The sequence below is a fragment of the Variovorax sp. MPBD4-3 genome, from assembly GCF_058809745.1.
This window is the reverse complement of the sequence record NZ_JBXASW010000097.1, coordinates 1-14,176: the sequence shown is the minus strand read 5'-3', so window position 1 is coordinate 14,176 and position 14,176 is coordinate 1. Positions and strand designations below refer to the sequence as shown.

The following is a 14,176-nucleotide window of genomic DNA, read 5'->3' as shown; positions in this document are numbered from 1 at the left end:
GTGCCTTGCGCAGCGAAATAAAGGAGGAGGCCGAAGGCCGGGGGACATTCGCGGAGCAAGGTACCCCGTCGGCGTGATCGCGCCCTGAATGACTGCATTCAGTCCAGCTGCGCCCCGGACTTTTGAACCACGTCCTTCCACTTGACCGACTCCGCAGCGATGAACTGCCCCAGCTTCTGTGGCGATGTGTCGGCCGATGCTTCCAGGCCTTGGGCAGAGAACATCTGCTTCACCTTGGGTGAGTTGAGCACCTCGGCAAACGCATGATTCAGCTTGGCCACGCGGTCCGCGGGCGTGCCGGCCGGCGCGACGATGCCGAAGAACACGCTCACGTCATAACCCTTGTAGCCCTGCTCCGCGATCGTCGGCACGTCGGGCAGCGCCTGCGAGCGCGCCGACGTGGCCACGCCCAGCGCGCGCAGCTTGCCCGCCTTCACATAAGGCAGCGCGGTGAGGATGTCGGTGAACGTCATGCTCACCTGGTTGCCCAGCAAATCATTGAGCGCCGGCCCCGTGCCCTTGTACGGAATGTGCTGCAGGTCGGTGCCCGCCACCGAGTTGAAGAGCACGCCCGCCAGGTGCGACGACGCACCGTTGCCCGACGACGCATAGCTCAGCTTGCCGGGGTTGGCCTTGGCGTAGGCCACGAGCTCCGGCACGGTCTTCACCGGCAGGGCGGGGTTCACCACCAGGATGTTGGGCAGGTAGCCGACCTGGATCACCGGCGCGAAGCTCTTCACCGGGTCGTAGTTGATCTTGCGGTACAGGCTCTTGTTGATGGCCAGCGGGCCCGAGGTGCCGAACATCAGCGTGTGGCCGTCGGCCTCGGCGCGCGCCACGTATTCGGCGCCGATGTTGCCGCCCGCGCCCGCCCGGTTCTCCACGATCATCGGCTGGCCGAGGCGGTCCTTCATCTCGGCGGCGAGCGTGCGCGCCATCGCGTCGGTCGGGCCGCCGGGCGGGAAGGGCACGACCAGCGTCAAGGGCTTGGCGGGAAAGGCGTCGGCCGCATGCGCGGCGGGCACGGCGGCCACGAGCGTGGCGCATGCGGTCAGCAGGAAGATGAAGCGTTTCAAAGGGATGTCTCCGGTTCTTGTGTGATGAGCTGGGAAAGCAGGGTCAGGCGACGGCCTGCGCGGTGCGTGCGGCGGGGGCGCCGTTCCAGTCGGCGGGCATCGCATCGGGCGAGAGCGGGTCGCGCGGCAGCACGCGGTGCAGCAGCACCAGCTGCGCCCAGCGCAGGCGCGGCGCGGAGCCGCCGTGCGCGGCCTCCCAGGCCATCGCGATGGCGCTGGTGCAGTGGTAGAGCGCCGATGCCGCCTGGCGCGCGAGCACGTCGCCGCCTTCGCGCGCGGCGGTCTCGGCCAGCGCGGCGGCGCGGTCCAGCGCGTCGCGCAGGGCCTTGGCGAAAGCCGGGGCCAGCGCCGCGTCGTCGAGCAGCTTGCGGCAGTGCGCGCGCAGCACGGGCAGCGAGCCTTCGCGCTTGACCGCGCGGATCACGTCGAGCGCCACGATGTTGCTCGTGCCTTCCCAGATCGAGCCCAGGTGCGCGTCGCGCACCAGGCGCGCATCGCTCCATTCCTCGATGTAGCCGCAGCCGCCGCGCACTTCCATTGCATCGCCCGTCACCTTGCGCGCATCGCGGCAGGCGCGGAACTTGATGAGCGGCGTGAGGATGCGCAGCAGCGCATAGGCGTCGCGCTCGCCGGCGTCGGAGCGGGCGAGCGCCAGAGCGGTCTGGCACACCATCGTGCGGGCCTGCTCGGCCGGCAGGCGCAGCTTGTCGAGCTGGCGCTGCATCAGCGGCATCTGATCGAGCGTGCGGCCGAAGGCGCGGCGCTCGGAAGCGATGAACTCGGCCTCGGCCACCGCACGGCGCATCAGGCCGGCGGCGCGCACGCCGTTCGACAGGCGCGAGTTGTTGACCATGTCGGCCATCTGCACGAAGCCGCGGCCGGCCTCGCCCACGAGGTACGCGACCGCGCCTTCGAGGCGGATCTCGCCGCTGGCCATCGAGCGCGTGCCCAGCTTGTCCTTCAGCCGGATGATGCGGTAGTGGTTGAGGCTGCCGTCGTCCAGCCGGCGCGGCAGCAGGAACAGCGACACGCCCTTCATGCCGGGCTGGCCGCCCGATTCGTCGTCGGCGCGCGCCAGCACCATCGCGAAATCGGCGTCGGGGTTGGAGCAGAACCACTTGTCGCCGCTCAGGCGCCAGCTGCCGTCGGCTTCCTGATAGTGGGCCAGCGTGGCGGTGGCGGCGATGTCGGAGCCGGCGGCCTGCTCGGTCATGAACATCGCGCCCTGCGCGAGTTCGTCGAAGTCGAGCGAGGTCAGGCGCGGCAGAAACGTGGCGACCAGCTCAGGGTGGCCGAACTTCTTGAGCGTGCGCGTGAGCGAATCGGTCATCGACACCGGGCAGCACAGGCCGAACTCGGCCTGCACGAACAGGTAGGTCAGCACGTATTTGACGAGCGGCGGCATCTTGCCCTGCCAGCCCAGCGTCTCGTCGCGGTGCGAGATGGCGGCCAGGCCGAACTCGGCGAGCGCCAGGCGTTCCATCTCGACGTACGCGGGGTGCTTGAGGATCTTCTGGTCGTCCAGCCCGGTGCGGGTGCGCTGCTTCAGCACGGGCGGGTTGCGGTCGGCGGCGCCGGCCAGTTCGTCGAGCAGGCCGCCCGCGAGGCCGCCCAGGCGCTCGAAGTGCGGCTGCATGTGCCGGCGCAGGTCTTCGGGCAGGTAGAGCGCGAGCAGCGCGTGCAGCTCGGCGTCGGTGGTGAACAGGTTCTGGCCGTGGCGGTCGGGAATGGGATGGGCTTGCTCTGCGGACATGCGCTTTGTCTCCATGGGTCCTTTGGTTTGGCGCATTGTTGGAGCCGCGACGATCCGTGTCTAATATCGATTTGGTCTTGTTCGATTCGATCTGACTATCCATGGAACTGCGGCACCTGCGCTACTTCTCCGTGCTCGCCGAAGAACTGCACTTCGGCCGGGCGGCGCGGCGCCTGTCGATCTCGCAGCCGCCGCTGTCGGTGGCGATCCGCCAGCTCGAGGACACGGTGGGCGCGCGGCTCTTCGAGCGCAACAGCAAGGAAGTGCGGCTCACGCCGGCCGGCGAGGCGCTGCGGGTGTCGGCGCGGCGCGTGCTGCTGCAGGCGGGAGAGGCGGCCGCGGAGGCGCGCGACGTGGCGCTGGGTTCGGCGGGGCGGCTGCGCATCGGTTTCGTCGGCGCGATGCTGTACCGGGGACTGCCGCAGGCGCTGCGGGCTTTCCAGGCGAAGCACCCGGCGGTGCGCATCACCCTGAGCGAACTCAATTCCGGCGTCCAGATCACCGAGCTGCTGAACGACCGGCTCGACCTGGGCTTTGCCCACACGCGGCGCGTGCCGCTCGAACTGCAGCACCGGCTGCTGCTGTCGGAGCCCTTCGTGGCCTGCCTGCCGGCGGGGCATGCGCTCGCGCGCAAGCGGGTGCTGGCGCCGGCCGACCTGCGCGCGCAGCCCTTCGTGCTGTTCTCGCGCGAGGCCTCGCCCGACTATCACGAGCGCATCCTGTCGATCTGCGCCGACGCCGGCTTCCTGCCCGAGGTGCGGCATGAAGTGCGCCACTGGCTGGCCGTTGTCTCGCTGGTGTCGCAGGGGCTGGGCGTGGCGCTGGTGCCGCAGGCGATGCGCAATTCAGCCTTGCGCGGCGCGGTGTTCAGGCCGCTCGACCGCGCGGTGGCGCAGTCGGAGGCCTATGGCATCTGGCGCAACGGACCGGCCAACGTGCTGGTCGAGCGCCTGCTGCAGGGCGTGGCGGACAGCATTGCCGCCGATCAGAGTCAGGCGTAGAGGGGCTCCTCGGCCATTTGCTCGCACTGGTCTTCCAGCACGAGGATCTGGCCCTTCCAGTAGTCGCTGGAGCCGAACCACGGAAAGTTGATCGGGAAGATCGGGTCTTCCCAGCGCCGCGCCAGCCATGCGCTGTAGTGGATGAGCCGCAGGGTGCGCAGGGGCTCGATCAGCGCCAGCTCGCGCCGGTCGAATTCGCGGAACTGCTCGTAGCCGTCGAGCAGGCCCGACAGCTGCGCGGTGCGCTGGGCGCGGTCGCCCGACAGCAGCATCCACAGGTCCTGCACCGCGAAGCCGGTGCGCGCGTCGTCGAGGTCGACGAAGTGCGGGCCGCCGCCGGGGCGGTCGGTAGGCGTCCACAGAATGTTGCCGGGGTGCACGTCGCCGTGCAGGCGCAGCTTGCGCGGCTTGAAGTCGGAGGCCGGCGGCTGCAGCGCCAGCGCGGTGGCGCGGACCATGTCCAGCGCGTCGTTGCAGGCCTTTTCCCAGTCGCGCTGCACGTCCAGCGGGATCTTGTCGTTCTCCAGCAGCCAGTCGCGCGAGTCCAGGCCGAAGGTCTGCAGGTCGAGCGCGGGGCGGGCCTCGAAGGGCTTCGCGCTGCCCACGGTGTGGATGCGCGCGAGGAAGCGGCCGACCCATTCGAGCACCTCGAAGTCGTCGAGCTCGGGCGCGCGCCCTCCGCGGTACGGGCTCACGCTGAAAGCGAAGCCGGCGTGGTGGTGCAGGGTCTTGCCGTCGAAGGCCAGGGGCGGCACGGCGGGCACTTCGCCGGCGGCCAGTTCGAGCGAGAAGCCATGCTCTTCGAGGATCTCGGCCTCGCTCCAGCGCCCGGGGCGGTAGAACTTGACGACGACCGCGGAGCGGTCTTCCAGGTAGACCTGGTAGACCCGGTTCTCATAGGAATTCAGGCCGGTGAGCCGGCCGTCGCCGTGCAGGCCGAGCGTCGCGAGCGCGTCGAGCACCACGTCGGGCGTGAGGCACTCGTAAGGATGTGTGTTCGCGGGCGCCGCGGAAGAAGGAGTCATGCGGCCATTGTCGCCACACGCGCGCTCCAGGGGTCAGGCGTCGCCGGGTTGTTTGTAAAGAGAAAGGACATGGCCCGCGCGCGGGTCGCCCTTGCCGGCCAGCACCTGCGCGTAAGCGGCCTGCACCGCCTCGCCGCCGTGGTGGCGCTCGGCGCGCAGCCAGGGCTTGTTCGCATCGGTCGCGGTGGCGATGAAGTCGCGCCAGGCGGCCACCATGCGGCGCCCGAACTCTTCTGCGCCCCATTCGGCGGTGCGCTTCTTGATCTGCGCGGGCGCGAAGAACAGCGTGGCGCGCGGGCCGGCCAGGTCCTTGCCGGCGCCCTTGGCGGCGAGCTGCTCGACGTGCGTGCCGCCGATGGAGCTGCTGTACTTCAGTTGGGTGAACCGGCCGTGGATGGCGTTGCGCAGCGCGCCGTTACCCGCGAAGTCGATGTACACGCAAGGCGTGTCGGCCGCGATGGTGTCGAGCGCCTCGTAGGTCACGACGCGGTCGTAGCAGCCCAGGCTTTCGCAGAAGGCCACGTTGGCCGGCGAAGTCAGGCCGATCACCTCGATGCCTTCGCGCCGGTGCAGCTGGAACGCGGTGCCGTAGGCCGTCTTGCTCGACGCGCTGGATAGCAGCATGGTCTTTGCGCCGAAGAAATCGTTGTCGCCCATGAAGTCGTCGATCAGCCACGAGGTGATGAACAGCGGGCGCAGCAGCGACTGCGTGTCTTCCGAATCGGCGGTGTAGAGCGGGTCGCGCGCGCAGCGGAAATACTGGTTGTAGACGGCGGGCAGCTCGGCGCGGTGCGCCGCCGTGTCGGTGAAGCGCTCGGGCGACAGCCGCCCGGGGCTCAGCACCGCGCCGGTGGCCATCGGCCAGTAGCCGTAGAGCCGCTCGCCCACCGCCACGCCCGGGTGCAGCGACTGCACCACGCTCGCGAAGCCCCACACCGGGATGCTGCCCCAGCCTTCTTCGCCGGTCGGGTAGAACTGCCAGTAGCTCATCGCGTCGCCGAAGGCGGCATAGGTGATGTTGTTCGACGTGAGCGCGAAGCTGTCGATGCGCACGCGCACTTGGCCGTCGGCCAGTGGCGCGTCGGTGGCGGTGTGCAGCCGCGTGGTCGCGAGCTGGTCTTTGCGGATGAGAAGGCTGGTGGTGCTCATGGGCGAAGCTCCGGCAGTGGATCGTGCCCGCGACCTTAGCCAAGCGCCATGAAAGGCGCCATCGCGCGCGGCGTTTTGGCGTCGCGCGCGAGACATGCCGTGCCTGCCCTGCCGCTCTGGCGCTCTTCCGCTCAGTCCGAGCGCCCGTGCCGCAGCACGCGGCCCGCATGCACGTCGGCCGTGCGGCCCTCGCGGCAGGCGAGCCGGCCGTTGACGAACACCGCGTCGATGCCCGCGCTGGGCTCGGTGGGGTGGTCGAAGGTGGCGCGGTCGGCCACACGCTGCGCGTCGAACACCACGATGTCGGCATGGTGGCCGCTTGCCAGCAGGCCGCGTTCGTGCAGGCCGAAGCGGCGCGCGCTCAGGCCCGTCATCTTGTGTACCGCCGTCTCCAGCGAGAATAGCTTGCGCTCGCGCACGTAGTGGCCCAGCACGCGCGGGAAGGTGCCCCACAGGCGCGGGTGCGGGCTGGTGTCGTGCGCCAGGCCGTCGGAGCCGACCATGGACATCGGGTGGCCGAGGATGCGGCTCACGTCGTCCTCGCTCATCGCGAAGTAGATCGCGCCGGCGGGCTGCAGCTCCGCGGCGAGCTGCTCGGGCGGGCGGCCGCGCTCGCGCGCCAGTTCGAGCAGCGAGCGGCCGGCCGCGCTGGCGTCGGCCTTCGACCATGTCACGCGCACGTCGTCGGACTGCGCCACGCGCCCGGGCAGCAGCATGGTCGACGAGGCGTTGTAGGGGTAGCAGTCGAAGCACACGCGCTGTGTTTGCGCGGCCTCCTCGATGGCCGAGAGCGTCTGCACCGAGCGGCCGTGGTTGGCCTTGCCGACCAGCTTGTGGTGAGACAGCACCGTGTCCACGCCCAGCGCGCGGCCGATGTGCAGCGCCTCGCGCAGCGCCTCGTCGATGGCGTCGGCCTCGTCGCGGATGTGCATGGTGACGATGCCGCGCGCGCCGGCCAGCGCGGCGCCCACGGCAATCACCTCCTGCGCGCTGGCGGCGCGCGCCGGCGGGTAGTAGAGGCCGGTCGACAGGCCGATGGCGCCGCTGTCCAGCGCCTGTGCCAGGTCGTCCGCCATGCGCCGCGTCTCGTCGCCGTCGGCCACGCGGTCCAGCCGCGCCATGTGCCGCACGCGCAGCGTCGAATGGCCGACCAGGCAGGCGGCATTGAGCGCGGGCCGTGCCTGTTCGAGCGCGTCGAGGTAGTCGCCGAAGCGATCGAAGCGCCAGGCGTCGCTGCCCAGCAGATCGAGCGGCGCGGGCGGCGTGACCGCCGAGCACAGCGGCGCCAGGCTCACGCCGCAGTTGCCGGTGACCACGGTGGTCACGCCCTGCGACAGCTTGGGGTGGGCGCCCTGCGGCGCGTCGAGCAGCAGCCGGTCGTCGTGCGTGTGCACGTCGATGAAGCCCGGCGCCACGATGCGCCCGCGCGCGTCGAAGCGCTCGCGCGCCGCCACGCCGGCCAGCTCGCCCAGGCGCACGATGCGCCCCTGTTGCACGCCCACGTCGGCGCGCACGCGCGGCGCGCCGCTGCCGTCGATCACCTCGCCGCCTTCGATCACCAGGTCGAGCATCGCCATGCCTTCAATCGACCTGCGCGCCGGAGCGCTTCACCACGTCGGCCCACAGCGGCGTTTCGCGGGCCACGCGCTCCCACAGCCGCTGCGGCGGTCCGGTGAGCGTTTCGAAGCCGATGGCCGCGTACCTCTCGCGCATGGCCGGCGTGGCGAGGATGGCGTTGACGGCCGCGTTCAGCCGCTCGACTACGGCGGGGGGTGTCCTCGCGGGCGCGACGATGCCGCCCCAGGCCACCACGTCGTAGCCCGGCACGCCCGACTCGGCCACGGTGGGAATGGCCGGAAACAGGGCGCTGCGCTGCGCGCCCGTGACGGCCAGCACCGCGAGCCGCCCGGCCTGGATGTGTGGCGCGATCGAACTCAGGTTGTCGAACATCAGGTCCACCTGGCCGCCCATCAGGTCCTGGATGGCCTGGGGGCTGCCGCGGTAGGGCACGTGCGCGATGGACGTGCCCGTCAGGGTCTTGAACAGTTCGCCGCTCAGGTGGCCGGTGGTGCCGTTGCCGGCCGAGGCCATGGTGAGCTTGCCGGGGCGGGCCTTCGCCAGCGCGACCAGTTCGGCCACGCTGTGCACGCCCAGGTCCTTGCGCACCACCAGCGCGTTCTGCACGTAGCCCAGCAGCGCGACGGGCACCAGCTGGCGGTCGGGGTCGTAGGGGAGCTTCGAGAACAGCGCCTTGTTGATGGCCAGCGTGCCCACGTTGCCGTAGCCCAGCGTGTAGCCGTCGGGCGCGGCGCGCGTCACGTCGGCCATGCCGATGTTGCCGCTGGCGCCCGGCTTGTTGTCGATGACGATCGCCTGGCCCAGCGACTTCGACAGCTCGTTGGCCAGCAGGCGGCAGACCGCGTCCGGCGAGCCGCCCGCGGCCGAGGGCACGACCAGGCGCACCGCGCGCTCGGGCCAGTCGCCCGCGCGGGACGCCAGAGGCAGGGCCGCCAGCGCGGTGGCCGAGGCCAGCCGCAACAGCGCGCGGCGGGTGGGAATCTGCGGTGTCATGGAAAGCCTTTCATCTTCGAAGCCATCAAGGAATGGCCGCGATGTTGCGCGGCGCGCTCGCCGTGGACAAACCATGTTTGCTGCGTCTAGCATGAGGTTTTCGCATGCACTTTTGCGGTGCTGCACTGGCAAACGCCCACAGCGGCATGCACCGAAAGAGCGCTTTCCTCATGAACACCAACATCCGTGCCCCTTCGACGATGTCGCTGCTGTGCCTGGAGGCCAGCGCGCGGCTGCGCTCGTTCACCGCCGCCGCGCACGAGCTGCGGCTCACACAGGGCGCGGTGAGCCGCCAGGTGCAGACGCTCGAGGATCGGCTCGGCGTGCGGCTGTTCACGCGCCACCGCGAGGCGCTCGCGCTGACCGAGGCGGGGACGTACTACCTGGGCGAGGTGGCGCCCTTGCTGCGCCGGCTGGAGCGCGCCACCGCCACCGTCATGGCCCTGAAGGGGCGCGGCGGCGAACTGTCGCTGTCGGTGGGCGCGTCGGTCGGCAGCTACTGGCTCATTCCGCGGCTGCCGGCCTTCACCCGCGCGCACGGCGAGATCACACTGAACCTGGGCACGCGCGTGGGCCAGGTCGACTTCCGCACCACGCCGGTCGATGCGTCGCTCGAGTTCAGCGACGGCCAGCGCGCCGGGCTGCACAGCGAGTTCGTGCTGCCGCTGGTGCTGTCGCCCTACGCTTCGCCGTCGTGGGTCAAGGTGCACGGCAAGACGGTCGATGCCGGCACGCCGCGCTCGGCGCTCATCCACCATCACACGCTGCCCGACGGCTGGGACGAATGGTTTCGCCGCGAGGGCATCGCCGATGCGGCGCCGCGCGAGGGGCCGCGCTACGAGATCATGTCGATGGCGCTCAACGCGGCTGTCGCCGGCATGGGCGTGGCGCTGCTGCCGCCCTACATGGGCGAGGACATGGTGGCCTCCGGGCGGTTGAAGCGCCTGAGCCGCCACGCGCACCGCTACGCCAAGGGCTACTACCTCGTGTACCCGGAAGAGTCGGCGCGCATGCAGTCGCTGCAGGTCTTCAAGGCGTGGCTGCTCGCCCAGGCAGGCGCATGAAAAAAGGCGGCACCGTGGCCGGTGCCGCCTTCAATTGCGAGCGCGCCGAGCGCGCCAGCTGCGCTGGAGCTCAGGCGATGGTCAGTTCGACGTCGATGTTGCCACGCGTGGCGTTCGAGTACGGGCAGACCTGGTGAGCCGTATCGACCAGCTTCTGCTTGGCTTCGGCATCCAGGCCGGGCAGCGTGATCGCCAGCTTCACGGCGATGCCGTAGGCGGCGCCGCCGTTCGTCGGGCCGAGGGAAACGCTGGAGTCGATGGCGACGTCTTCCGGCACCTTCACGCCGATCTTCGGGCCGACGGCCTTCATGGCGCCGATGAAGCAGGCGGCGTAGCCGACCGCGAACAGCTGTTCGGGGTTGGTGCCGGGCTTGCCGGAACCGGGCGAGCTCAGCTTGACGTCGATGGCGCCGTCGCTGGACTTGCCTGCGCCGTCACGGCCGCCGACCGTGTGGGCTTCTGCGGTGTAGAGCACTTTGTCGAGCTTGGTGGTCATGGTGATTCCTTTGATGATGGAGTGGAGGGAGGGTGGAAAAGCCTCGGCCGCAAGCAGCCTCGGCAGGGAGAAACGGAGAACAAAAACGGGCGCTGCGTCAGGCGGCTTTCCTGATGCGGTCGCGCAGCGCCTGGATCTGCTGGGTGAGCGAAACCAGCTCGGGCACCGAGCACTGGGCAGCGGCCATCAGGCACTCGGGCACGTCGGCTGCGCGGGTCTTGAGCTTGCGGCCGACGGCCGTCAGCGTGATGTGCACCCGGCGCTCGTCGGCCACGTCGCGCACGCGGGTCACGTAGCCGTTGGCTTCCAGGCGCTTGAGCAGCGGGGTGAGCGTGCCGGAGTCGAGCGACAGGCGGTCGCCCAGCGCGGAGACCGTGGGGCCGTCCTGCTCCCAGAGCGAGAGCATCACGAGGTATTGCGGGTAGGTGAGCTGCAGCTTTTCCAGCACCGGCTTGTAGAGCCGGGTCATGGCCAGCGAGGCGGAATACACGGCAAAGCACAGCTGGTTGTCCAGCTTGAGCATTTCGTCGGCGGAGACGGGTGTGGAGCGCATGGGTCGAATTGTAGCGAGCAATTGAATTGTGTGCAATGTAAAGTTAAGGTAAACGTCGTGCCACACTTGGGACTTTGGTTTTCATCCCGCCTCCCGTTTCGCCCGACCCCGTATGCGACTCTCCCCGATTCCCTCGACAGGAAACGTCACGCCCCTGGCCGTCCCGCCTCCTGCCCTGCAGCGCAACATCCTGTGGGCCCTGGTGGCGATGCTGCTGCTGTGGACCCTGTCCTTCAGCTGGTTCTATCCGACCCCGCCCTGGGACAACGTCGAGGAGCTGTTCTGGGGCAGCAGCTTCGAATGGAGCTACTACAAGCATCCGCCGCTGCCGAGCTGGCTGATGGGCGCCCTGATGCTGCTGGGCGGGCGCCAGCCCTGGCTGACCTACGCGGCCGGTGTCGGCTGCGGCGTGGGCGCGCTCTGCCTGGTGTGGCGCTGGTCGCTCGAAATGGTCCACCCGGCGCGCGCGGCGCTGGCCGTGCTGCTCGGCTCGCTGGTGGCCTACCACGTGCAGCGCGCGGTCATCTACAACCACAACACCGTGCAACTGCTGCCGCTGGCCGGCTACTGGTGGATGCTGTGGCGCGTGCTGCACGCGCCTTCGTCGTCGAAGCTGCGTGACTGGGCCTGGCTGGGCGTCTTCGCGGCGCTGTCGATGCTCACCAAGTACAGCGCGGTGGTGCAGTTCGCGGTGGGCGCGGCCTTCATCGTGCGGCAGGGCCTGTGGCGCGATGCGCATGTGCGGCGCGGCCTGCTGCTGGCGGCCGGCGTCGCGCTGGTGCTGATGGCGCCGCACCTGTGGTGGGTGCTGGAGCACTCCGGCCGCAGCATCGACTATGCGCGCCATTCCGTCCATCCGGGCACGCACGGGCACGGCTTTCGCCACCTGGTGCATGTGTTCCTGGTGCAGGTATCCCGCCTGTTGCCGATGCTGCTGCTGATCGGCTGGGCCTGGTTCACCCGGGCTGCCGTGGCGCCCGCGCCCTCATCGGACGCCGCGCCGGGGCTGAACGCGTTCGACCGGCGCTTCCTGGCCTGGGCCACGCTGGGGCCCATGTGCCTCGTGTTTCCCGCGGCGGTGCTGCTGAAGGTTCCGCTGGTTCCCTCGTGGCTCGGCACCTTCTTCCTGCCGGCTGCGCTGTGGGCCGTGGCCGTGCTGCCCGGCCTCGAGGCGGAGCGCTGGAGCCGCCGCCGGTGGCGCGGCGTGATCGTCACGGTGGCGGTGCTGCATGTGGCCGGCGCGCTCGGCCAGGCCTGGGTCGACGGCGTGCTGAGCAAGCGCCTCGGCTACATCACGCGTGCCAACCTGCCGGCGCAGGAAGTCGCGGACGCAGTTCGTGACATCTGGCGCGACCGCGTCGGCGACCGCCCGCTCACGCTGCTGGTGGGCGACACCTGGTTCGCGGGCGCGGTGGCGCTGAGGATGGACCCGTCGACGCAGTTGCTGATCGACGGCGACGAGCGCAATTCGCCGTGGCTGCCTCCAGGCACGCTGGCGCGCGAAGGCGGCATGGTGCTGATCCTCGACACGCACGAGTTCCGCTCCGAAGGCGCGCTGCTCCAACCCCGGCTGGCCCTGGCCGACTGCCGCGGCACGCTGGACATTCCGTGGGCCGGAACCGACGAGCACAACAGGCTGCGCATGCGCTGGGGCATCGTGCTGCCGCAGGGAGAGCGCGCAGCGAAGAACTGCGCGGCGGATGCGAAGAAGTAGCGCGGCCTCAGCCCCTGAACCGCTTGCGCGTCAGCGCCAGCGCGATCCAGAAGGAGACGACCGCGTACACCGCCAGCACCGCCGCATGCACCCACCAGCCTGCCGGCCACTGGTCCATGAACAGCGGCCGCACCAGCGCCACCGCATTCGTCAGCGGCAGCCAGGCCGCCACGGCCTTGACCGCGGAGGGCAGCTGTTCGAGCGGAAAGAACACGCCGCTCAGGAACATCATCGGCGTCATGAACAGCGTGAAGTAGTAGGTGAAGAAGTCGTAGCCCTTGGCCAGCGCGTTGAAGATCAGCGCGATCGACGAGAAGGTGATGCCCGCGCCCACCAGCACCATCCACGCGACGACGAGCTTCGGGCTGTGGCTGATGCCCAGCCCGAGCATCACGAACAGGATGGCCGTGACCGTGAAGATCGACTTGAACGCCGCCCACAGCATCTCCGCCAGCACGATGTCGTCGAGCCCGACCGGCGCGTTCATTATGCCGTCCCAGGTCTTCTGCACATGCATGCGCGAGAACGCCGAGTACAGCGCCTCGAAGCTCGCCGCGTTCATCGCGCTCATGCAGATCGACCCGCTCGCCAGGAACAGGATGTACGGCACCTTCACGCCGTCGACCGCCACCTGCCCCACCAGCGCGCCCATGCCGTAGCCGAACGCCACCAGCCAGATCAGCGGCTCGGCGATGTTGCCGATCAGGCTGGGAATGGCCAGCTTGCGCCACACCAGCAGGTTGCGCAGGAACACCGGCCACCAGCGCAGCGAGATTTCGGGTGCGCGCCAGACCGAGGGCGAAGCGGGCGCGTTCGTTTTTGTCGTTGTGGTGGTTGCCGTGTCCATGGCCTAGCCGTCCTCGCGAATCTGGCGGCCGGTGAGCTTGAGGAACAGGTCCTCCAGGTTCGCCGGCCGGTGAAAGGTGCGCAGCCCGCCGTGCCGCGTCAAGGCGTCGAGCAGCCGCCGCGCGTCCTGCGTGTAGAAGAACACCGTCTCGCCGCTCACTTCCACGCGCGCGGCCATCGCCTTCAGTTCGGCCGACTCGGCCAGCGACAGCGCGCCGTTGCCGTACACCTCGACCACGTCGGGCTCCAGGTGCTCGGCGATCAGGTCGCGCGGGCGGCCCTCGGCGATCTTGCGGCCGTGGTCGAGCACCAGCAGGCGCGAGCACAGGCGCTCGGCCTCGTCCATGAAGTGCGTGGTCAGCAAGATCGACTTGCCCTGCTGCAGCAGCACCTGCAGCCGCTCCCACATCAGGTGGCGCGCCTGCGGGTCGAGCCCGGTGGTGGGCTCGTCGAGCAGCAGCAGCTTGGGGTCGTTGACCAGCGCGCGCGCCAGCGACAGCCGCCTGCGCATGCCGCCCGACAGTTCGCCCGGCTTGGCATCGGCCTTGTGCGACAGCGCCGCAAACTCCAGCAGTTGAGGCACGCGCTCGCGCACCTGCGCCTTGCCGAAGCCGAAGTAGCGGCCGTACACCACCAGGTTCTCGGCGCAGCTGAAGTCGGGGTCGAGCGTGTCGAACTGCGACACCACGCCCAGCTGCGCCTTGATGGCCAGCGCGTCGCGCGGCATCTGCAGGCCCAGCGCGGATATCTCGCCGCCGTCGGGTGCGGTGAGGCCCAGGCACATGCGGATGGTGGTGGTCTTGCCGGCGCCGTTCGGGCCGATCACGCCCAGGCATTCGCCGGGCGCGATCTCGAACGACAGGTCGTCGACGACCGTGGTCTCGCCATAGCGCTTGCGCAGCCGGCTGACCTGGAAGAGGGGCGGGGG

Annotated in this window: 13 protein-coding genes; 3 read left to right on the top strand and 10 right to left on the bottom strand. The window is 69.8% G+C overall.

Features of this window, described 5'->3' with window-relative positions:
- Positions 1–98: 98 nt before the first annotated feature.
- Complete coding sequence (locus tag AC1RVW_RS29650; RefSeq protein ID WP_081267517.1) at positions 99–1,076, bottom strand: Bug family tripartite tricarboxylate transporter substrate binding protein; 978 nt, start codon at positions 1,074–1,076, stop codon at positions 99–101.
- A 43-nt stretch (positions 1,077–1,119) separates the two neighbouring features.
- Positions 1,120–2,829: an acyl-CoA dehydrogenase family protein gene (locus AC1RVW_RS29645; RefSeq protein ID WP_493204269.1), complete on the bottom strand. Its 1,710-nt coding sequence runs from the start codon at positions 2,827–2,829 to the stop codon at positions 1,120–1,122.
- A gap of 101 nt (positions 2,830–2,930) precedes the next feature.
- On the opposite strand from AC1RVW_RS29645, the gene AC1RVW_RS29640 reads away from it, so the two are divergent.
- The gene (locus AC1RVW_RS29640; RefSeq protein WP_493204267.1) at positions 2,931–3,830 is read left to right on the top strand and encodes a LysR family transcriptional regulator; all 900 of its coding nucleotides are present in this window, start codon (positions 2,931–2,933) and stop codon (positions 3,828–3,830) included.
- Here the strand turns inward: AC1RVW_RS29640 and AC1RVW_RS29635 are convergent.
- The 4 genes from AC1RVW_RS29635 to AC1RVW_RS29620 form a co-directional block, all read right to left on the bottom strand.
- The gene (locus AC1RVW_RS29635) at positions 3,821–4,855 is read right to left on the bottom strand and encodes a serine/threonine protein kinase (protein ID WP_493204266.1); all 1,035 of its coding nucleotides are present in this window, start codon (positions 4,853–4,855) and stop codon (positions 3,821–3,823) included. The genes AC1RVW_RS29640 and AC1RVW_RS29635 overlap by 10 nt on opposite strands.
- A 33-nt stretch (positions 4,856–4,888) precedes the next feature.
- Complete coding sequence (locus AC1RVW_RS29630; protein WP_493204264.1) at positions 4,889–6,004, bottom strand: DUF2855 family protein; 1,116 nt, start codon at positions 6,002–6,004, stop codon at positions 4,889–4,891.
- 131 nt (positions 6,005–6,135) lie between these two features.
- On the bottom strand, positions 6,136–7,575 hold the full coding sequence (locus AC1RVW_RS29625) for an N-acyl-D-amino-acid deacylase family protein (protein ID WP_493204271.1): 1,440 nt from the start codon (positions 7,573–7,575) through the stop codon (positions 6,136–6,138).
- A gap of 10 nt (positions 7,576–7,585) precedes the next feature.
- Positions 7,586–8,575, bottom strand: coding sequence for a Bug family tripartite tricarboxylate transporter substrate binding protein (locus AC1RVW_RS29620; RefSeq protein WP_493204262.1), 990 nt, complete (start codon positions 8,573–8,575; stop codon positions 7,586–7,588).
- Between the two features lie 170 nt (positions 8,576–8,745).
- On the opposite strand from AC1RVW_RS29620, the gene AC1RVW_RS29615 reads away from it, so the two are divergent.
- Positions 8,746–9,639 carry a LysR substrate-binding domain-containing protein gene (locus tag AC1RVW_RS29615; protein ID WP_493204260.1) on the top strand — a complete coding sequence of 298 codons (894 nt, stop codon included), beginning with the start codon at positions 8,746–8,748 and terminating at the stop codon, positions 9,637–9,639.
- A gap of 70 nt (positions 9,640–9,709) precedes the next feature.
- On the opposite strand, the gene AC1RVW_RS29610 is transcribed toward AC1RVW_RS29615, so the two are convergent.
- Positions 9,710–10,135, bottom strand: coding sequence for an organic hydroperoxide resistance protein (locus AC1RVW_RS29610; protein WP_019657755.1), 426 nt, complete (start codon positions 10,133–10,135; stop codon positions 9,710–9,712).
- 97 nt (positions 10,136–10,232) lie between these two features.
- Complete coding sequence (locus tag AC1RVW_RS29605; protein WP_106936538.1) at positions 10,233–10,688, bottom strand: MarR family winged helix-turn-helix transcriptional regulator; 456 nt, start codon at positions 10,686–10,688, stop codon at positions 10,233–10,235.
- Between the two features lie 112 nt (positions 10,689–10,800).
- On the opposite strand from AC1RVW_RS29605, the gene AC1RVW_RS29600 reads away from it, so the two are divergent.
- Positions 10,801–12,402 (top strand): glycosyltransferase family 39 protein, encoded by a 1,602-nt coding sequence (locus tag AC1RVW_RS29600; RefSeq protein WP_493204257.1) that lies wholly within the window; start codon positions 10,801–10,803, stop codon positions 12,400–12,402.
- Between the two features lie 7 nt (positions 12,403–12,409).
- Here the strand turns inward: AC1RVW_RS29600 and AC1RVW_RS29595 are convergent, their stop codons facing one another.
- Both AC1RVW_RS29595 and AC1RVW_RS29590 read right to left on the bottom strand, forming a co-directional pair.
- The gene (locus tag AC1RVW_RS29595) at positions 12,410–13,249 is read right to left on the bottom strand and encodes an ABC transporter permease (RefSeq protein WP_493204255.1); all 840 of its coding nucleotides are present in this window, start codon (positions 13,247–13,249) and stop codon (positions 12,410–12,412) included.
- A 3-nt stretch (positions 13,250–13,252) separates the two neighbouring features.
- Positions 13,253–14,176: ATP-binding cassette domain-containing protein (locus AC1RVW_RS29590; protein WP_493204254.1), on the bottom strand; the 924-nt coding region annotated here is incomplete at its 5' end.